Here is a 19,249-nt window from a genome sequence, read left to right on the forward strand (position 1 = left end):
CCAATTCCCTTTCGTCCGCCGCCAGTGAATGTGGCGTTTCCTGCGGTGGTAAATTCAAGTGTGTGAAGGAATTACTCCATGAATACTGAAACCAATTTCGCCCATCTTTATAGCGAGTTTTCTCATCCCCTCGAGCTTCCCGCCCTGGCCCTGCGCTGTAATCTGCTCACTGAAATCCTGCTGGATTGCTCGACGTTGTCGCAAGTAAAACCTCTCTGCCGCTGCCTTGGCAGCTATCTGGAGGTCCTTAAGCGTGAACTAGACGCATCAATGGGTGATTTTTACATCGTCGGGACTGATGACGCAGACGACCAGCCGCAGCCGAAGGGGTGGTTACTTGAAGATACGCAGACGCTGTGCGATTACAGCCGCGCGTTAAATCACCTTCTTCTGGTGTCACAATGCGATCGCGATATGCTCCCGCATCTTACAGGGTTGCTTCATGACATAACCCACGCTCTGGCAGACGATCTGAACATGACTTCTGTTCACGCCTGCGCTGCACAAAACAGACATTAATCAGGGGATCGCACCCGAAACACACTTCCGGTATCCACAAACCCTTTTTTCAGTCATGTTTGTAAGTTATTGATTTGTTGAGACGCGAACTAAAGTGCAGGAAAAAGGGTTTTTTAAGGAAAGTTTGATTATTTATTTGCATAACAATAGGATGGGAAAGGCTTGCTTAGTTCACTGCCGTGCAGGCAGCTTAGAAAGGCACCGTTAGCGCCCACTCGCTCACATGATTGTTCACTGCCGTGCAGGCAGCTTAGAAAAGCCACACTACAAGCTGGCTATCAAGCCTAATGTTCACTGCCGTGCAGGCAGCTTAGAAAAGCCCCGCCTACTGACTCAAACGCAGATAGATGTTCACTGCCGTGCAGGCAGCTTAGAAACGCTTATCTGGGGTGCTATGGCGGTTATGCCGGTTCACTGCCGTGCAGGCAGCTTAGAAACCGTATGTCTTGCCGATACGGTTGGCGGCTGAGTTCACTGCCGTGCAGGCAGCTTAGAAAATCTCGAGGATTTCATCGCCGGTCATCGCACTGTTCACTGCCGTGCAGGCAGCTTAGAAACGATCGCTGCCGGATTTAAGGGGCTTCTGCCGGTTCACTGCCGTGCAGGCAGCTTAGAAAATTCACGAAATGCCGTTTGGTAATGGTTACTAGTTCACTGCCGTGCAGGCAGCTTAGAAATGAGTCGCGCTATAGAAATGAATTTCACTTTCGTTCACTGCCGTGCAGGCAGCTTAGAAAAATCAGGATCGCCCGCCTTGACCGTCTTTTTCGTTCACTGCCGTGCAGGCAGCTTAGAAACTGAGAATTTAGCTGAATCCGGGTCTTTCAGACGTTCACTGCCGTGCAGGCAGCTTAGAAATGCAGCCATTGCGGATCAGCGCTCCGGCTGCGGTTCACTGCCGTGCAGGCAGCTTAGAAATTTCAGGAGGCGTGGGCGTCCGGCAAGCCGAAGTTCACTGCCGTGCAGGCAGCTTAGAAACAACGCCAGCGGCACAGCAATCGCGCTTACTCAGTTCACTGCCGTGCAGGCAGCTTAGAAATGGCTGCCGGCAGCACTGACGGCCAGGAAGAGGTTCACTGCCGTGCAGGCAGCTTAGAAAAAAAGGCGGGCTGGAATGACGTTTCGCACATTGTTCACTGCCGTGCAGGCAGCTTAGAAATCACGCCGTAAATGATACTTTTACAGCCTTGTTGTTCACTGCCGTGCAGGCAGCTTAGAAAAGTAGCTGGCATTAGTCTGCCACGGGTAGCTTGTTCACTGCCGTGCAGGCAGCTTAGAAACTCTGTCATACTGACCTCCTGTCATGCGTTAAGGTTCACTGCCGTGCAGGCAGCTTAGAAATTTACCCGCGATCTGTGTCCCGGTCTGGAAGAGTTCACTGCCGTGCAGGCAGCTTAGAAAGGCGTTCGCGCCCTTTAAGGTGAAAAACCATGGTTCACTGCCGTGCAGGCAGCTTAGAAACACTATCCCCGATACCGCAACGCCCACAGCAATGTTCACTGCCGTGCAGGCAGCTTAGAAAAGGAGCTTTCCCGCGCTGTTGTAGACCTCAAAGTTCACTGCCGTGCAGGCAGCTTAGAAAGTCCGCGTTCGCCTGGTGTCGGCGGTACTGGCGTTCACTGCCGTGCAGGCAGCTTAGAAACGTACAAACAACTTGCGCGGGCATATATCGAGGTTCACTGCCGTGCAGGCAGCTTAGAAAGTCATCAGTCGCCGGAATATTAATGGCAGACGGTTCACTGCCGTGCAGGCAGCTTAGAAATATGGATGCCTGTATTCGTCTGTTTGACGGGCGTTCACTGCCGTGCAGGCAGCTTAGAAAATTAGCTCTTTCTGCAAAACCTTTCGCGTGGAGTTCACTGCCGTGCAGGCAGCTTAGAAAGCTGCGATGCTCGCCAGCGCATTCCTGGATTTGTTCACTGCCGTGCAGGCAGCTTAGAAAGGTTCTCGGGCAGGGTGCTATCTACCCGTACAGTTCACTGCCGTGCAGGCAGCTTAGAAATGGAGGCGGCAGCAAAACAGGAGGAGCAGCAGGTTCACTGCCGTGCAGGCAGCTTAGAAAAGCGTAACCCTGGACACGCCTGACACGTTTTGGTTCACTGCCGTGCAGGCAGCTTAGAAATTATCAGTTGCGCCACGTCGCGCACATCAACATTTCACTGCCGTACAGCCAGCTTAGAAAGTCACGCTGATACGCCGTAAACCATCTATTCATTTCACTGCCGTACAGGCAGCTTAGAAACACAATGCCCGCCAGGTTGCGACGAATCTAGTGTTCACTGCCGTACAGGCAGCTTAGAAATGGGTTGACGAGCAGAGCGAACGAGAGCAGGAGTTCACTGCCGTACAGGCAGCTTAGAAATTAGCGCTCGTATCTCACCCAGGGGCGTTATTGTTCACTGCCGTACAGGCAGCTTAGAAATCGAACCGTCCCGCGTCAATATGCTGCGCGTAGTTCACTGCCGTACAGGCAGCTTAGAAATACCAGTCCATCTGTGGCAGGAGTTAGCTTCCGTTCACTGCCGTACAGGCAGCTTAGAAACACAAGAAGTGGCAGACGCGGACGGCCTTAGCGCGTTCACTGCCGTACAGGCAGCTTAGAAAGGCGCGGACGAAACCGAAGCGCGGCGCAACGCGTTCACTGCCGTACAGGCAGCTTAGAAAGTTCTCGGTCAGGGTGCTATCTACCCGTACAGCGTTCACTGCCGTACAGGCAGCTTAGAAATGGGCAGATCGGCTTATCCACTATGGGTGTATGTTCACTGCCGTACAGGCAGCTTAGAAAGATCGGGTCGCCATCCCATTCTCCTGGCGCAAGTTCACTGCCGTACAGGCAGCTTAGAAATTCGCCGACCTTTTCAACGCTCGCCAGCAGGGGTTCACTGCCGTACAGGCAGCTTAGAAAAAAGAAACGGACTTCCGGCTGTTTCTCATCGAGTTCACTGCCGTACAGGCAGCTTAGAAAACTCAGTGAACATTCTTCTGCTCCTCTTCTTTGTTCACTGCCGTACAGGCAGCTTAGAAATGAAGTGGGCTGGTGGGAAGTACTCAATGCTCATTCACTGCCGTACAGGCAGCTTAGAAATTCGTAAATGACATATCCTCGACAGGAACCACGTTCACTGCCGTACAGGCAGCTTAGAAATTCGTCTGAGCTTCGAGCCGGGTTACGTCGGTGTTCACTGCCGTACAGGCAGCTTAGAAAGTATGCCCTATTTTCCGCAGGGGCTGCGGGATGTTCACTGCCGTACAGGCAGCTTAGAAAAACAACAGCAAAGAACCATAGTCCATGCCGATGTTCACTGCCGTAACGGCAAATAACCAAAGTAAATTCCCTGGTACAAATAACCGTCCAATCTCATCACGGATATTTATTTAACTATTCCATAGAAATACATACTTAACATGAATAAATCTACGCAATATATTTCTAGTGGATATGAATAACTTTTTGTAAAGAAAAATCCTGTCATCCTCAGGCGCTTATGCAATCTAAGGTGACTTAGATCACATCTTATAAATCAATACCTCAGATAGCATGACACCCCATCGTTTTACCGTTGCGCAAAGGGTTAAGCATGTCCGGCAGTATTGTTTCCTCCGATCTTAAAACCATTCTGCACTCCAGACGGGCAAATATTTATTATCTGGAAAAATGCCGTATCCAGGTTAATGGCGGTCGGGTGGAGTATGTAACTCAGGAAGGAAATGACTCTTTTTACTGGAATATCCCTATCGCCAACACCACGGCGGTAATGCTGGGCATGGGAACGTCCGTTATGCAAATGGCGATGCGGGAATTTGCCAGGGCGGGGGTAATGGTGGGGTTTTGCGGTACTGACGGCACTCCGCTTTATTCTGCTAACGAAGCAGAACCAGATGTCTCCTGGCTCAGCCCGCAAAGTGAATATCGGCCCACGGCTTATCTGCAAAACTGGGTCTCATTCTGGTTTGATGAAGAGAAGCGATTTCAGGCAGCAAAAAATTTTCAATTTATCCGCCTGGAGCAGATCGAAAAACACTGGCTGGCATCCCGCTCTGCTTTTACACCAGATAAATCAGAGCTGAAAAATCTTCTCGAACGTGCGCGCCTGTCGATGGAGGCCGCAGCCGACCACGCCTCGCTTATGCTGCAGGAAGCCCATCTGACGAAAGCGCTTTATAAACTGGTAAGCCAGACCGTCGGTTATGGCAGTTTTACCCGCGCAAAACGAGGTGGCGGCATCGATCTCGCAAACCGTTTTCTCGATCAAGGCAACTATCTCGCATACGGCCTTGCCGCCGTCGCAACATGGGTAACCGGCATCCCGCATGGCCTGGCGGTAATGCATGGCAAAACCCGCCGCGGCGGGCTGGTGTTTGACGTGGCCGATCTGATAAAGGATGCGCTGGTGATGCCGCAGGCTTTTCTGGCCGCTATCGAAGGTGACGACAATATGATGTTCCGTCAGCGTTGCATCAATACGTTTCAGCAGGCCGACGCTCTGGATCTGATGATTACCGTTTTGCAGGAGACATCGCAAAAACTGGCGGTCAACGCAGAATGAATGTCCTGATTATCTCCCGCTGTACCAAAAACGCGCGGATACAAAGCTGCCAGATTATCGATCAGTTTGCCGAACGTACCGGCGATGCGGCGTGGCAAACCGCTATTACGCTGGAAGGGGTGAATACGTTGCGCAAGCTGCTGCGCAAAAGCGCGCGGCGTAACACGGCGGTTGCCTGCCACTGGCTGAAAAAGAACGGACAAACGGAACTGCTGTGGATCGTGGGTAACCTGCGTCGCTTTAACGCGCAGGGCCGCGTGCCGACAAATCGGACCACGTTACGGGTGCTCAATAATGAAGAGCAACGCTGGCACTGTGCGGAAAGCGTGGCGCTGCTGGCGGCTATTGCCGGGCTGTTTCACGATTTCGGCAAGGCGGGGCAGTTGTTCCAGCAAACGCTGCGCAAGGAGAATAAACTCCGTTGTCAGCCGTACCGGCACGAATGGCTCTCTGTACGTCTCTTTCAGGCGTTTGTGAAGGGAAAAACGGATGAACAGTGGCTGGCGCAGCTTGAGCATCTCCAGCCAGCCGACGAAAAGTCGATTCGCAAGGCGCTAATTACCGATACTCAAGAGATGAGCAGCAGCCCGCTGGCCGGGCTGACGCCGGTGGCAAAAACCGTGGCCTGGCTGATACTCTCGCACCATCGCCTGCCACAGTCGAATACCTCCAGACCTTCTCTCAACTATTGCGCAGGCTGGCTTGATACACAGCTTAATGCCGACTGGAACGCCGTCAATCATCTGCCCGGGGTACATAACTGGAAACCTGCCGATTTTAACAAAGCCTGGAAATTCCCTCACGGCACGCCGCTTGTCAGTGATACCTGGCGTGAAAAAGCCCGTCAGATTGGGAAACGGGCAAGAAACGCCCGCTCTCTGGTGCAGTATGGCGCGCTGAACAATCGGGTGACGATCCATCTTGCCCGGCTGTCGCTGATGCTGGCCGATCATTATTATTCTTCGCAACCGCCCCGTATCGCCTGGCAGGACAGGAGTTATGATGCGTGGGCAAATAGCGATCGCACCACCTCCGAACTTAAGCAAAAGCTCGACGAGCACAATATTGGCGTAGCGCATCATGCGCTGCTGATGGGCCGCTCGCTGCCGTCGTTTCGCCGTTCGCTCCCGGCTATTGGCCGACATAAAACCTTTCGCGAACGAACTCAGATCGGCCAGTTTCAGTGGCAGAACAAAGCGTGGGAGATTGCCACATCCCTGCGCGAGCGCAGCGTTGAGCAGGGCTTTTTTGGCATCAATATGGCCTCCACGGGCTGCGGCAAAACCTTTGCCAATGCCCGCATTATGTATGCTCTTGCCGATGAGCAGGAGGGATGCCGCTTCAGCGTGGCGCTTGGTCTGCGCACGCTCACTCTGCAAACGGGCCGTGCGCTTCAGTCCCGGCTGGGGCTGGATGAAGATTCACTGGCGATTGTCACCGGATCGGCGGCGGTTCGCGAGCTTTACGATGATCCATCTGACGCTGACAATAACAGCGCTAGCGATGAAGCCTATTTTGCCAGCCATCACTATGTCCACTATGAAGGCAGCAGCAGTACGGGTGTGGCGCAGAAATGGCTGTCGGGTGAGCCCGCGCTTAACCGGCTGGTAAGTGCGCCTGTCCTCGTCACTACGGTCGATCATCTGATGCCAGCTACCGAAGGCGTCCGTGGCGGCAGGCAAATCCCCGCCATGCTGCGCCTGTTAACCAGCGATCTGGTGCTCGACGAGCCGGATGATTTTGATATTAACGACCTGCATGCGCTGTGCCGCCTGGTAAACTGGGCCGGGATGCTCGGCTCGCGCGTATTACTCTCCTCCGCGACGCTGACCCCTGCCCAGACCGAAGCGCTCTTTGAAGCGTACCGGACGGGCAGAAAAGCCTGGCAGGAAGCCTGCGGTATGTCCGGCAGGCCGGTTAATATCTGCTGCGCCTGGTTTGACGAATATGGTGCGCATCCGCAGGAGATTGCGCAGGAGCAGCAGTTCCGGGAGGCGCATAATGTGTTTGCCTCTCGCCGGGCGGCGCGCCTGCCGGAGCAGCCGTGCCTGCGGCTGGGCAGGCTCGCGGTCGTCGAACCCGAATCGTCATCGAGCCAGGATGTGATAAAGGCGGTCGCGAACACGCTCTGGCAGGAGATGATAACGCTGCATCAGTCTCATCATACTGCCCACCCGGGCGGGAAAACCGTCTCGTTTGGGCTTATCAGACTGGCTAATATTAATCCGCTGGTCGCTGTGGCACAGGCCCTGATGGCGCTGCCCGCCCCGGAAAACTACTGCATTCACTATTGCGTTTATCATGCCAGACATCCGCTGGCGGTACGTTCATTTATTGAGAAGCGACTGGACAGCGCCTTCGATCGTCACGATCCGCAGCAGGTATGGCAACGTCCGGAAGGGATCCGGGTGCTCGAATCTTCCTGCCAGCATCATCTGTATGTGGTGCTCGGTACATCGGTGCTGGAGGTAGGGCGCGACTTCGATGCCGACTGGGGCATCATTGAACCCAGCTCTATGCGCTCGCTTATCCAGTTTGCCGGACGTATTCAGCGTCATCGTCAAATTGTCCCTTGTCGCGAAAACCTGGCGATCTTAAACCGCAACATCCGCGCCCTTCGCGGTGATGCGGTGGCCTACTACATGCCGGGTTTTGAAAGCAAAGCGTACCCCTTGAGCGATCACGATCTCTCTGCGCTGCTGCCGGAGGCATGCTGGCGCAGGATAAACGCCGTACCGCGCATTATTGAAAATCAGCCCGACAACCAACTTGCCAGCCTTGAGCACCGGCGGCTGCGCAGCGCGCTGCTTGAGAATGACGATAGCGCGCAGGCCATTGCCGCGCACTGGTGGCGGTTACCCCTCACCTGGTGCGGGGAGCTTCAGCGGCGGACGCCGTTTCGTGAATCGACGCCGCAGGAGAGCTATTTTCTGGCTATGGAGGAGGAGGACGATGAGCCTGTGTTCTGTCTGATGCAGGCCGACGGAGGATTAAAACCTTCGCATCTCTTTGAAGAACAGCCGCTCATCATGGCAGAAGGGGTAACGTCCTGGCTGGCGATTGATTACCGGGAAGTGTTGCTAAGCCTGGCGGAGGAGAAGCAAAAAGAGCTGCAGGTGGTGTCGACGCGCTACGGAGAAGTGACAGTCAGTTCTGGCAAAGAAGATGCAACGGAGAGATGGCGCTATCACCCGATTTTAGGGGTGTTTCGCGCCCTCTGAGAGGGCGCGAGCTCGCAGTAATTAGCAAGATTTTAAAGCCGAACAGGAGATGGCTATGGCGATTGAGTCGTTAGCTCAATACATAGAAAACTATATCGCGACGAGACGGCAGACAAAGCTGGACGCGTTTGATAAAGAGGCTGCAAAGCGCAGTGGCGAAGAGAGCGTGGCGCTTGCGGCAGAGCGTCGGGAGCTGGAGCTTCGCTATGAGCCGCAGGCGTGGCTTACGGATGCGGCGAGACGAGCCGGACAGATTCACCTTGTCACCCACGCGGCAAAATTTACCCACGGGGATAACAAAGGCAGCAGCGTTTATAGCGAGACGGTCGCTAATGAAGGCTACCTCGTCAGCGCGGCGTTGCCCCAGCTGGAACCTGATGCGGTGGGCAATGCCGCAGCGCTGGATGTCGCGAAGTTTCTGCAAACCATGGTGGAAGGGGATTCTCTGCTGGCGTGCCTGCAGCGCGGTGATAGCCGCCCGCTGGAGCGGTTCGCCAGCGATGAGGCCCAGCTAAACGGCTGGATTGAGGGGTTTTCACGCGCGCTCAGCGCCAGCGAACCCGCCTCGCATAAGCTCGCCAAACAGAGCTATTTCCCGGTGGGGGAAGGGTATCACCTGATTAACCCGCTCTTTGCCACCTCGTTTGTGCATGCGCTGCATCAAAAAATGGCGGAACTGCGTTTTGGTGATAACGCAAAAGCCATCTGGAAAGCGCGTCGCGAAAAGACGTGGCACCCGCAGCCGCTGGTCACTTTCCCCCATTCGGCAGAAATGCACTTCGGTGGTACTAAACCGCAAAATATCTCCTGGCTCAACAGCGTGCGCGGTGGCCGCGCGTGGCTTCTCTCTGCCGAGCCGCCCCGGTGGCGCCGGGCTGACAGCCCCCCGGTCAATATCCGCTCGATTTTTGCCTCGGGTGGGCCGTTTGACCGACGGGCAAACAGCACGGTTAAGCTTTTGGTCTCCTTGTTAACCCGCTCCGGTGATTACAACAACCGCCGTATTCGCGAGGCGCGCGAGGCCTATGTCGGCACTCTTATCGATCTGCTGTTTGACGTTGCCTGTGAGCTTCAGCGCGAAGCATGGCAAAACTGGACCCGACACTGTCCGGATCTCAAACCCCACCAGCAGCTCTGGCTCGATCCGTGGCGCAGTAAAACCGATCCGGCGTTCCGTCTGGAGCGTGAAAAAGGCGACTGGCAGGCGGGCGTGGCGGGCGATTTTGCGCTCTGGCTTAATGCCAAATTGCGTAAGGTCAGCACAGAGGTAGGCGCGGTGGAAGAGAGGGAGTGGAGAACCCGTGAACGGTTACGCACTAACCTGCGCGAGTTCGAAAAAATCATTCAGGAGGCGCTGAAATGAGCACGTTAATTCTTCTTCGTCGCGTGCGGGTAGAAAACGCCAACGCGATTGCTGGCGTAACGTGGGGCTTTCCCGCCATCACCCATTTTCTCGGATTTACACATGCGTTATCCCGCAGGCTCTCAGAAACCGAAGGGCTGACGTTGGGCGGCTGCGCGGTAATCAGTCATGAACACCAGCTCCATGCGCATACTTCGGGCCGTGACTGTCAGCTCGCCTTAACGCGCAATCCGTTGACCCGTGAAGGTAAAACCGCCTCTTTTAATGAAGAGGGACGGATGCATATGACGGTTTCGCTGCTCCTCGAATGTCATGGCGAAATCCCTAACGGCGAGTATGGCCAGCGGGCGCTGTCAGAATTGCTGATGAAGCTCTGCCCGACATTAAGGCTGGCGGGGGGGATCATCGTCAGTATCCAGGAGATCAGCGTGATGGATGCGCCTGCTGACGATCGTGATATGGCGCGTCTGCAATGGCGTCTGATGCCGGGATTTGTTCTGCGCGATCGCAGCGCCTGGCTTACAGAACATCATCAGTCGCTGCGCGAACAGGATCCTGATGCCACGCTGCTGGACGCCTGGCTCGATTTTGCAGCGCTGAAAATGGCAGCGGAGACGCCGGAAGAAGGGGAGATAAAAGAGGGCGATCCCGCTTCCTGGCATTACGTACCGAAACCGCAGCCGGGCTATCTGGTGCCATTAATGACGGGCTACCAGCGTATCTCGCCGCTTTACGCGCCGGGTATCGTAGCGAACACCCGCGATGCGCAGACACCGTTTGCCTTTACCGAGGCGGTTTACGGTATTGGTGAATGGTGCGGGCTGCATCGTATTTCCTCTCTGGAGGAGATCTTCTGGCGCTATCGCACCACGGAGACAGGCTATTACTGCCAGGGTGCCAATGCACCGCTGGCGGCTGAACTTTAACACAACAAGGATCCTCACATGGCAAAGGCACCTACAGCCATTAAAACGGCTTCTGTACTGGCATTTGAACGCAAGCTGGCAACATCTGATGCGGTAATGCATGCAGGTCAATGGGAAGGTAACGCGTGGCAGCCCATTCGTATTCAGGAAAAAGCGGTACGCGGTACCATCTCTAACCGGCTGAAAAATGCGACAGCCAGCGATCCGGCTAAACTGGATGCGGAAATCCAGAAGCCGAACCTTCAGCGCGTGGACGTGGCGGCGCTGCCCGCCGATGCTGATACCCTGCGGGTGAAATTCACGCTGCGCGTGCTCGGCAATCTTTCTGTGCCGTCCGTTTGTAACGATCGTATTTATCAGGATGAGCTTCAGCGGGTGGTTGAAGGGTATATCAGCGAACACGGTTTCACCGAGCTGGCGCATCGTTACGCGACCAACCTGGCGAACGGGCGTTTTTTGTGGCGTAACCGCGTTGGCGCAGAAAAAATCACAGTTACGGTGAAAGGCAGCCAGACGTGGCAGTTCAATGCCCATGACTATGCGCTGCGCCATTTCAACGACAGCGATGAATCGCTGAAGTCGCTGGCGCAGGAGATCGAGACTGGCCTGCGGGGCGATGGGTTTATTTTGCTCTCCGTGGAGGCACAGGTGCTGCTGGGCGCCGGGCAGGAAGTCTTTCCCTCACAGGAGCTGGTGCTGGACAGCAACAGCAGTAAAAGCCGTCTGCTTTACCAGATTGATGGCGTGGCGGGAATGCATTCGCAGAAAATTGGCAACGCAATTCGTACCATTGATACGTGGCACCCCCTGGCCGATGAGCTTGGCGCGATAGCCGTTGAGCCTTACGGCTCGGTCACCAGCCGCGGCGTGGCATGCCGTCAGCCGCGCGAAAAAATGGATTTCTACACGCTGCTGGATAACTGGGTCACGAAGGGGCAGAAGCCTGACGCCGAACAGCAGCATTACGTGATGGCGGTGCTGATCCGTGGTGGCGTATTCGGCGAGAAGGGTGAGTAAGGAGACAATATGGATCACTATCAGGAGATCCGCGTAGCGCCCGATCCCGAGTTTAAGGAAGAGATGCTGATGGCCGCCCTGTTCGCCAAACTGCACCGTGCGCTGGGGGCAAGAGGAAAGGGGGATATTGGCGTGAGTTTTCCGGAGTTCAGGCACAAGCCCGGTGGCTGCCTGCGCCTGCACGGAAGCGGGGCGTCGCTTCAGGAGGTAGAAGCGATGCAGTGGCGCAAAGGGCTCAACGACTACTGTCAGAGCACCGCGATTCTCCCTGTTCCTGATTCCGTTGCCTGGCGCTGTGTCAGCCGTGTACAGGTTAAAAGCAGCCCGGAACGTCTGCTGCGCCGCTCGGTGAAAAAAGGCTGGCTGACAGAGGAGGAAGCCCAGGCGAGGCTCGCGTTAATGCAGATGGAACAAACCGATCTCCCCTGGCTGAATATGCGCAGCCTGTCGACCGGGCAGTCGTTTAAGCTATTTATTCGTCACGGTGAAATAGTGGACGCGCCCGTTCCAGGACTTTTTTCCAGCTATGGTTTAAGCCCCACGGCAACCGTACCCTGGTTTTAAAAGGATGTTTGCACCGGGTGATATTTTCACCCGGCCTGGTCAGGTAGCGGAAAATAAAAAAGGCCGGGTTTTACCCGGCCTTTTAAAATCGTGCGCCTTTACCGGCGAAATAGATTAGCGACTACGGAAGACAATGCGGCCTTTGCTCAGGTCGTACGGGGTCAGCTCAACAGTCACTTTGTCGCCCGTCAGAATGCGGATGTAGTTTTTACGCATTTTACCGGAGATATGCGCGGTTACCACGTGACCGTTTTCGAGTTCTACGCGAAACATGGTGTTAGGCAGCGTTTCAAGAACGGTACCCTGCATTTCAATATTGTCTTCTTTGGCCATCTAATCCTCTGGGGTATCACTACCAAGTTTTGAACCGGCAAGATAATGCCGAAATTCCTCAATTAAGTAAAGATTTGTGCGTTAAAACGCAGCAAAGCAGTTTCAGCGTATTGCCCGGACGCCACGGTAAAACCGCACAATTTGCGCATGCAGGAGGGAGGCGGCAGGATAAACGACAGGACGTTATCTGGTGCTAACTATTCCCAAACGGCGGCGGGACAACAGGCAGAATCGACTCTGCGGCACCAATTATAACACCCTCATAAAAAATATGCGGAAAACATTTATCCCTGCGGCATAAAGAGCGTGCGCGGCACCCAGAAGTTTTGCGGCAGCTTCTGCTGACGCAGTCTCTCCAGCGCATCCAGATAGTCCCGCCGCGACATCTCTACTGCCCCCAGCGAGGCGGTGTGATCGTTCAGCACCTGACAATCCATCAGCTGGCCGCCGCTTGTGGCGAACTCGCGGCAAAATACCAGCAGCGCCGTTTTGGAGGCGTTTACCGCCCGGCTGAACATCGACTCGCCGCAAAAGAGCGTTCCCTGTGCGACACCATACATGCCCCCCACCAGCGCATCACCCTCCCATACCTCAATGGAGTGGGCGTGGCCCAGCTCATGCAGACGATGGTAAGCCACGATGACGTCGCGGGTGATCCAGGTTCCTTCGTGGCGATCGCTGGCGCAACCTTCGATAACCTGACCAAAGGCGTGGTTCACCGTAACGCGATAGGGGGATTTGGCGTGAAAACGTTTCATGCTGCGGCTGAGATGAAACTGCGCGGGATAGAGCACCGCGCGGGGATCGGGCGACCACCAGAGAATCGGATCGCCCGATGAAAACCAGGGGAAAATACCGCGCTGATATGCCATCAACAGGCGCGCCGGGCTCAGGTCGCCTCCCAGCGCCAGCAAACCATTGGGTTCGCGTAGCGCTCCCTCCGGGGAAGGGAACGCCAGATTAAAACGAGAAAGCTGGACCAGGCGCATGCAGGCAAAACTCCAGGGCAATCAGGATCGATAAAATATAGTCTACAGACGTTGTTTAAACTGGAAGTAGCGCCCCTGTTTCGCCAACAGCTCTGCGTGATTACCTTGCTCAATAATGCGGCCGTTGTCCATGACTATTATCTGATCCAGATCCGCCAGCCCGCGCAGGCGATGGGTCACCATCAGCACGGTTTTCTCCCGCATGGTTTGATGAATTAACTCAAGGATTTGGCTTTCGGTTGTTGCGTCCAGCCCCTCTGTCGGTTCGTCGAGCAGCGTCAGCGGCGCGTCGTGCAGCAGGGCGCGCGCAATCGCCAGACGTCGCAGCTCGCCGCCGGAAAGCTGGCGGCCACCCTCCCCGAGCCAGCTGTTCAGCCCTTCATCCTCCAGCAGCTTCTGCAGCCCGACCTGTCCCAGCACCGTGCGGAGCTGGTCATCACTGGCGGCAGGGGCCGCCAGCAGCAGGTTATCGCGCAGCGTCGCGCTGAAGAGATGCACGCGCTGCGGCACCACACTTATCGCCTGACGCAGGGCGGCCTCGCTAATATCCGCCAGCGGTGTCTCGTTAAGCAGGATCTGGCCCTGGCGGGGATCCCAGGCGCGAGTCAGTAACTGAAGCAGCGTGGATTTGCCACACCCGGTACGCCCCAGGATCGCCACGTGCGCGCCTGCCGGGATATCGAGCGTGATACCGTCCAGGGCATTTTGCGTCTGGCCAGCATAGGCGAAGGTCACTTCGCGTAGCTGCAGCGCCACGCGTTCAGGGACTTCTGTCTCCTGGGTCGTAAACTGTACCTCCGGCGTCTGGCCGGTGATGTCGGTAATGCGCACGGCGGAGGCGATCACCTGCCCCAGATGCTGGAACGCGCCGGTCACCGGCGCCAGCGCTTCAAAGGCCGCCAGCGCGCAGAAGACAAACAGCGCAATAAGCGGGCCGGGCTGGGCGTTATCGCCGATGCCGCCCGCGGCCATCCACAGCATCGTCAGGACCGCAATACCGCCGATTAATGTCATCAGCGCCTGTGAGAGGGCGGTCAGCTCCGACTGTCGGCGCTGGGCTTCATGCCAGTTCAGCTCCGTGCTCTCCATACGTTCGCGGTAGCGGTTGTTGGCGCCAAAAATAGAGAGCTCCGCCTGACCCTGCAGCCAGGCGGTAAGCTGCTGGCGGTAGTCGCCACGCAGCCGGGTCAGGCTTTCACCCGTCGGTTTACCGGCGCGGTAGAAGAGCGGCGGCAGCAGGATCAGGGTCAGCAGCATAATCCCGCCAAGGGTGAGCGCCAGCCCGACGTCGAGCAGGCAGAGCCCTAAAGTCACCACGACGATCACCACGAACGCGCCTGCCAGCGGCGAAATCACGCGCAGATAAAGATGATCCAGCGTGTCGACATCCGCAACAACGCGGTTAAGCAATTCACCCTGGCGAAAGCGCGCCAGCCCGGCGGGGGAGAGGGGGAGCAGCTTGCTGAAGGTAGAGACCCGCAGGTGCTGCAGGACGCGGAAAGTGGCGTCGTGACTCACCAGCCGCTCAAAATAGCGGCCCGCGGTACGAGTGATCGCCGTCCCGCGCACGCCCGCGGCGGGCAGCATATAGTTGAAACTGTACAAACCCGCAAAACCCGCCACGGCGGAGGCGGAGAGGAACCAGCCGGAGAGCGTCAGCAGGCCAATGCTCGCCAGCAGGGTGACAATGGCAAGGATAACGCCCAGGGTCAGCATCCATTTATGGCGCTTATAAAGAGCAAGATAGGGAAGCAGGGCGCGCATTAGATCTCCTCCTGACGGTTGGCCAGCAGGGCGGCGAACGGCCCGTTACCGGCAGCGAGCGTGGCGTAGTCACCCTGCTCGACGATACGACCATTATCCATCACCCAGATCTGATCCCAGTCGGCGATATTATCGAGCTGGTGGGTAACCATCAGCGTGGTTTGCTGGCGCGACGCCTCGTTAAGCGCATGCATGACCCGCTGCTCGCTGTGGGCGTCCAGGCTGGCGCCGGGTTCATCCAGCAGCATCAGCTGGCAGGCGTTGAGCAGGGCGCGGGCCACCGCGACGCGCTGCGCCTGGCCGACCGAAAGGCCAGCCCCCTGGTCCCCCACGGCGGTGTTCACGCCGTCCGGCAGCAGAGGCAGAAACTCGCTCACCCAGGCGCGATCGAGCACCGACTTGAGCTCCGCATCGCTGGCGTCCGGGCGCGCCAGCAGCACGTTCTCGCGAAGCGTCGCGGCGGGCAACTGCGGATTTTGTCCCACCCAGCTCAGCTGGCTGCGCCAGGCGTCGGGATCGAGCAGGCTCAGCTCCGTCTGGTTAACGCGCAGCGAGCCGGTGTAGGCCATAAAGCCCGACAGCGCGCTAAGCAGGGAGCTTTTGCCTGAGCCGCTCGCGCCCACAATCACCACGCGCTCGCCTGGCTTTATCCTGAAGCTGAGCGGCCCGGCGAGAACCTTGCCCTGCGGCGACAGCACCGAAAAATCGTCCGCCTCCAGGGAGACCGGCTTGTTGCTGTTCAGGGTGACTTCGCCGCGCGCCGGATGCGCCAGCGGCGTTTCGAGGAAGGTTTTAAGGCTATCTGCAGCGCCGACCGCCTGCGCTTTGGCATGATAAAAGGTGCCCAGATCGCGCAGCGGCTGAAAAAATTCCGGCGCGAGGATCAGGGCCAGGAAGCCTGCGGAGAGGGTAACGGCGGTGCCGTAGTGGCCAAAGTTAAGCGCGCCAAGATAGTTGAAACCAAAATAGACCGCTACCAGTGCAATCGACAGGGAGGTGAAAAACTCCAGGACGCCGGAGGAGAGGAACGCCAGACGTAGCACCTCCATGGTGCGCTGGCGAAAATCCTGCGAAGCCAGACGGATACTCTCGGTTTCGGCATCGCCCCGTCCAAAGAGACGCAGGGTCTCCATGCCGCGAAGGCGATCGAGAAAGTGGCCGCTCAGACGGGCCAGCGCGAGGAAGTTGCGGCGGTTTGCGTCGGCGGCCCCCATCCCGACCAGCGCCATAAAGAGCGGGATAAGCGGGGCGGTGGCAAGCAGAATCAGCGCTGCGGCCCAGTTAACCGGGAAAATCGCCAGCACGATCAGCAGCGGCACGCTGACCGCCAGCGCCATCTGCGGCAGATAGCGGGCGTAATAGTCGTGCATATCATCGATCTGCTCCAGAATGAGCGTGGCCCAGCTTCCGGCAGGTTTGCCCTGGATCCAGGCGGGACCCGCCGCCTGTAGCCTGTCCAGCACCTGGCGGCGGATTTCGTAGCGAATATGCTGCCCGGCATGAAAACCGACCCGCTCGCGCAGCCATACCACCCAGGCGCGAACCACAAAGGTCAGCACCAGCAGGACAAAGGGGAGCAGCAGCGCCTCGCGCGGGATATTTTCCATAATCATGTGATGGAGGATGCGGGCCAGCAGCCATGCCTGGGCCACAATCAACAGACCGCTGACAAACCCTAACAGCCGGGATATCGCCAGCCATCGGCGGGAAATAACGCTTTGCTTTTTCAGCCAGCGGGTTAACTCTTGTTGACGGGTTTTTTCCATTGCGCGCTTTGCAGGTGAAGTTACAGGGATCAGGACCCGAGCATGTTACACGTGAGCAAAAATAAAGGCGACCAATGGTCGCCTTTTTTACGTTTGTTACTGACTTGTAAAGATTATTTTGCTGCTTCGGCCAGACCGTCGAGATAGCGCTCCGCATCCAGCGCCGCCATGCAGCCGGTGCCCGCAGAGGTGATCGCCTGACGGTAGATGTGGTCCATGACATCGCCTGCGGCAAAGACGCCCGGAATGCTGGTCTGGGTGGCGTTGCCATGAATGCCGGACTGCACCTTAATATAGCCGTTCTCCAGCTCAAGCTGGCCGTCGAAGATGGCGGTGTTCGGGCTATGACCGATGGCGACAAACAGGCCTGCCACCTCCAGCGACTCTATGTTGTCAGCGTTCTGCGTATCGCGCAGACGCAGGCCGGAGACGCCCATCTGGTCGCCCGTTACCTCTTCCAGGGTGCGGTTGGTGTGCAGCACGATATTGCCGCTCTCCACCTTATCCATCAGGCGCTTGATGAGGATTTTCTCCGCGCGGAAGCTGTCGCGACGGTGAATCAGATGCACCTCAGAGGCGATGTTCGCCAGATAGAGGGCCTCTTCAACCGCAGTGTTGCCCCCGCCGATGACGGCCACTTTCTGGTTGCGATAAAAGAAGCCGTCGCAGGTGGCGCAGGCGGAGACGCCGCGGCCCTTAAACGCCTCTTCAGAAGGCAGACCGAGATAGCGGGCGGAGGCGCCAGTCGCGATAATCAGCGCATCGCAGGTATATTCGCCGCTGTCGCCGATCAGGCGGAACGGACGGTTCTGCAGATCGACCTTATTAATATGGTCGAACAGAATTTCGGTCTCGAATTTGGCGGCATGCTCATGCATACGCTCCATCAACAGCGGCCCGGTCAGATCGTTCGGGTCGCCTGGCCAGTTTTCCACTTCTGTGGTGGTGGTCAGCTGACCGCCTTTTTCCATGCCGGTGATTAAAACCGGTTGCAGGTTTGCGCGTGCAGCGTAGACCGCCGCGGTATAGCCCGCAGGTCCAGAGCCAAGGATTAGCAGCTTACTGTGTTTGGCCGTGCCCATGAGATCCCCATAATTGTTGGCAGACAGTTGCCAGGATTGTAGGGAATTTACGATCGTAAAAAAAGGGCGCAGCAGTTTTGTAAACTATTTGTGTAATAGCCAGCGTCAATAACGGCGCGCGGCGGATCGTAATAACATAACGAAATCTACTGTGGATCGGTCATTAATAAGTCGATTAAATGAAGATTAATCAACAGCGAGAATGAATAACTGGCATGTTGTACTAAAAATCGATGTTTTGCTTTGACAATCCCCTGCGCTTTTGCGAAAACAGTCAAGGAAGAAAAAAACGCGTAGCAGCAAGTCGCATAGGCATGCATGTTTTCGCCATTTTTACCGGGTCAGCGAAATCTACGCATGGTGTGGACAGACGCCATACGTGATGTTGATGGCAGCCTGACGGCAACGGTCTTCTTATTAACTACAGAACCCGAGCCGCATCGCGTAAAACAGATAAAAGGCGATGTGTCGTGCAACGGGTACAGGCTCTGAACAGTGATGTGAGCAGGGTCCGGGCAGGAGTAGGGAAGGAATACAGAGAGACAATAATAATGGTAGATAGCAAGAAGCGCCCTGGCAAAGATCTCGACCGTATCGATCGTAACATTCTTAATGAGCTGCAAAAGGATGGGCGTATTTCCAACGTCGAGCTTTCAAAGCGTGTGGGACTTTCTCCGACGCCGTGCCTTGAGCGTGTGCGCCGACTCGAAAGACAGGGTTTTATTCAGGGCTACACGGCTCTGCTGAACCCGCATTATCTGGATGCCTCACTTCTGGTATTTGTTGAGATTACTCTGAATCGTGGCGCGCCGGATGTGTTTGAGCAATTCAACGCCGCTGTACAAAAACTTGAAGAAATTCAAGAGTGTCATCTGGTTTCGGGTGATTTCGACTACCTGTTGAAAACACGCGTACCGGATATGTCAGCCTATCGTAAACTGCTGGGTGAAACCCTGCTGCGACTGCCTGGCGTGAATGACACCCGTACCTACGTGGTGATGGAAGAGGTCAAACAGAGCAATCGTCTGGTTATTAAGACGCGCTAACACGGAACAGGTGCATTATCAGCGTAGTTTGATTACACTCCTGTTAATCCATACAGCAGCAGTGCCGGGGAGACCCGGCGCTGTTGTCCGTTTTAGCAAACAGGCAGGGCAT

Annotated in this window: 13 protein-coding genes and 1 CRISPR repeat array; of the genes, 8 read left to right on the plus strand and 5 right to left on the minus strand. The window is 56.3% G+C overall.

The features are described from left to right. The first annotated feature begins 78 nt into the window (after nt 1-78). From BN3796_RS12040 to cas6f, 7 genes are all read left to right on the plus strand, one after another. Complete coding sequence (locus tag BN3796_RS12040) at nt 79-519, plus strand: hypothetical protein (RefSeq protein WP_061708562.1); 441 nt, start codon at nt 79-81, stop codon at nt 517-519. Between the two features lie 169 nt (nt 520-688). Beyond that, nucleotides 689-3,784: direct repeats of the CRISPR family, unit length 28 nt; unit sequence GTTCACTGCCGTGCAGGCAGCTTAGAAA. Nucleotides 3,785-4,097: 313 nt separating this feature from the next. Next, nucleotides 4,098-5,066 carry a type I-F CRISPR-associated endonuclease Cas1f gene (gene cas1f, locus BN3796_RS12045; RefSeq protein ID WP_061708563.1) on the plus strand — a complete coding sequence of 323 codons (969 nt, stop codon included), beginning with the start codon at nt 4,098-4,100 and terminating at the stop codon, nt 5,064-5,066. Continuing rightward, on the plus strand, nt 5,063-8,287 hold the full coding sequence (gene cas3f / locus BN3796_RS12050; RefSeq protein WP_061708564.1) for a type I-F CRISPR-associated helicase Cas3f: 3,225 nt from the start codon (nt 5,063-5,065) through the stop codon (nt 8,285-8,287). Before cas1f ends, cas3f begins: the two co-directional genes overlap by 4 nt. Nucleotides 8,288-8,342: 55 nt before the next feature. Beyond that, nucleotides 8,343-9,650 (plus strand): type I-F CRISPR-associated protein Csy1, encoded by a 1,308-nt coding sequence (gene csy1 / locus BN3796_RS12055; RefSeq protein ID WP_061708565.1) that lies wholly within the window; start codon nt 8,343-8,345, stop codon nt 9,648-9,650. Then, nucleotides 9,647-10,576 (plus strand): type I-F CRISPR-associated protein Csy2, encoded by a 930-nt coding sequence (csy2, locus tag BN3796_RS12060; protein ID WP_061708566.1) that lies wholly within the window; start codon nt 9,647-9,649, stop codon nt 10,574-10,576. The genes csy1 and csy2 overlap by 4 nt, the downstream gene beginning before the upstream one ends. Before the next feature lie 18 nt (nt 10,577-10,594). Beyond that, entirely contained in the window at nt 10,595-11,593 is a 999-nt protein-coding gene (gene csy3 / locus BN3796_RS12065; RefSeq protein WP_061708567.1) for a type I-F CRISPR-associated protein Csy3, read from the plus strand. 9 nt (nt 11,594-11,602) lie between these two features. Continuing rightward, entirely contained in the window at nt 11,603-12,157 is a 555-nt protein-coding gene (cas6f, locus tag BN3796_RS12070; RefSeq protein ID WP_061708568.1) for a type I-F CRISPR-associated endoribonuclease Cas6/Csy4, read from the plus strand. A gap of 114 nt (nt 12,158-12,271) precedes the next feature. Here the strand turns inward: cas6f and infA are convergent, their stop codons facing one another. From infA to trxB, 5 genes are all read right to left on the minus strand, one after another. Next, on the minus strand, nt 12,272-12,490 hold the full coding sequence (gene infA, locus BN3796_RS12075; protein ID WP_001040187.1) for a translation initiation factor IF-1: 219 nt from the start codon (nt 12,488-12,490) through the stop codon (nt 12,272-12,274). A 284-nt stretch (nt 12,491-12,774) separates the two neighbouring features. After that, entirely contained in the window at nt 12,775-13,479 is a 705-nt protein-coding gene (gene aat, locus BN3796_RS12080; RefSeq protein ID WP_061708569.1) for a leucyl/phenylalanyl-tRNA--protein transferase, read from the minus strand. A 42-nt stretch (nt 13,480-13,521) separates the two neighbouring features. Beyond that, nucleotides 13,522-15,243, minus strand: a complete 1,722-nt coding sequence (gene cydC / locus BN3796_RS12085; RefSeq protein ID WP_061708570.1) for a heme ABC transporter ATP-binding protein/permease CydC — start codon at nt 15,241-15,243, stop codon at nt 13,522-13,524. Beyond that, the gene (cydD, locus tag BN3796_RS12090) at nt 15,243-17,009 is read right to left on the minus strand and encodes a heme ABC transporter permease/ATP-binding protein CydD (protein WP_061708571.1); all 1,767 of its coding nucleotides are present in this window, start codon (nt 17,007-17,009) and stop codon (nt 15,243-15,245) included. Before cydD ends, cydC begins: the two co-directional genes overlap by 1 nt. A gap of 113 nt (nt 17,010-17,122) precedes the next feature. Next, entirely contained in the window at nt 17,123-18,091 is a 969-nt protein-coding gene (gene trxB / locus BN3796_RS12095; protein WP_061708572.1) for a thioredoxin-disulfide reductase, read from the minus strand. A 551-nt stretch (nt 18,092-18,642) separates the two neighbouring features. Between trxB and lrp the strand changes: the two genes are divergently transcribed. Further along, complete coding sequence (gene lrp / locus BN3796_RS12100) at nt 18,643-19,137, plus strand: leucine-responsive transcriptional regulator Lrp (RefSeq protein WP_000228469.1); 495 nt, start codon at nt 18,643-18,645, stop codon at nt 19,135-19,137. The last annotated feature ends 112 nt before the right edge of the window (nt 19,138-19,249 follow it).

Origin of the sequence: Pseudenterobacter timonensis, from assembly GCF_900021175.1 — a bacterium.
GTDB classification, from domain to species: domain Bacteria; phylum Pseudomonadota; class Gammaproteobacteria; order Enterobacterales; family Enterobacteriaceae; genus Enterobacter; species Enterobacter timonensis.

Excerpts from the sequence above, each read along its gene's own strand:
- BN3796_RS12040 (WP_061708562.1), top strand. The coding sequence starts at position 79 with ATGAATACTGAAACCAATTTCGCCCATCTTTATAGCGAGTTTTCTCAT.
- cas6f (WP_061708568.1), top strand. The coding sequence starts at position 11,603 with ATGGATCACTATCAGGAGATCCGCGTAGCGCCCGATCCCGAGTTTAAG.
- csy1 (WP_061708565.1), top strand. The coding sequence starts at position 8,343 with ATGGCGATTGAGTCGTTAGCTCAATACATAGAAAACTATATCGCGACG.
- infA (WP_001040187.1), bottom strand. The coding sequence starts at position 12,490 with ATGGCCAAAGAAGACAATATTGAAATGCAGGGTACCGTTCTTGAAACG.
- csy2 (WP_061708566.1), top strand. The coding sequence starts at position 9,647 with ATGAGCACGTTAATTCTTCTTCGTCGCGTGCGGGTAGAAAACGCCAAC.
- cas1f (WP_061708563.1), top strand. The coding sequence starts at position 4,098 with ATGTCCGGCAGTATTGTTTCCTCCGATCTTAAAACCATTCTGCACTCC.
- cydC (WP_061708570.1), bottom strand. The coding sequence starts at position 15,243 with ATGCGCGCCCTGCTTCCCTATCTTGCTCTTTATAAGCGCCATAAATGG.
- csy3 (WP_061708567.1), top strand. The coding sequence starts at position 10,595 with ATGGCAAAGGCACCTACAGCCATTAAAACGGCTTCTGTACTGGCATTT.
- lrp (WP_000228469.1), top strand. The coding sequence starts at position 18,643 with ATGGTAGATAGCAAGAAGCGCCCTGGCAAAGATCTCGACCGTATCGAT.
- cas3f (WP_061708564.1), top strand. The coding sequence starts at position 5,063 with ATGAATGTCCTGATTATCTCCCGCTGTACCAAAAACGCGCGGATACAA.
- trxB (WP_061708572.1), bottom strand. The coding sequence starts at position 18,091 with ATGGGCACGGCCAAACACAGTAAGCTGCTAATCCTTGGCTCTGGACCT.
- aat (WP_061708569.1), bottom strand. The coding sequence starts at position 13,479 with ATGCGCCTGGTCCAGCTTTCTCGTTTTAATCTGGCGTTCCCTTCCCCG.
- cydD (WP_061708571.1), bottom strand. The coding sequence starts at position 17,009 with ATGGAAAAAACCCGTCAACAAGAGTTAACCCGCTGGCTGAAAAAGCAA.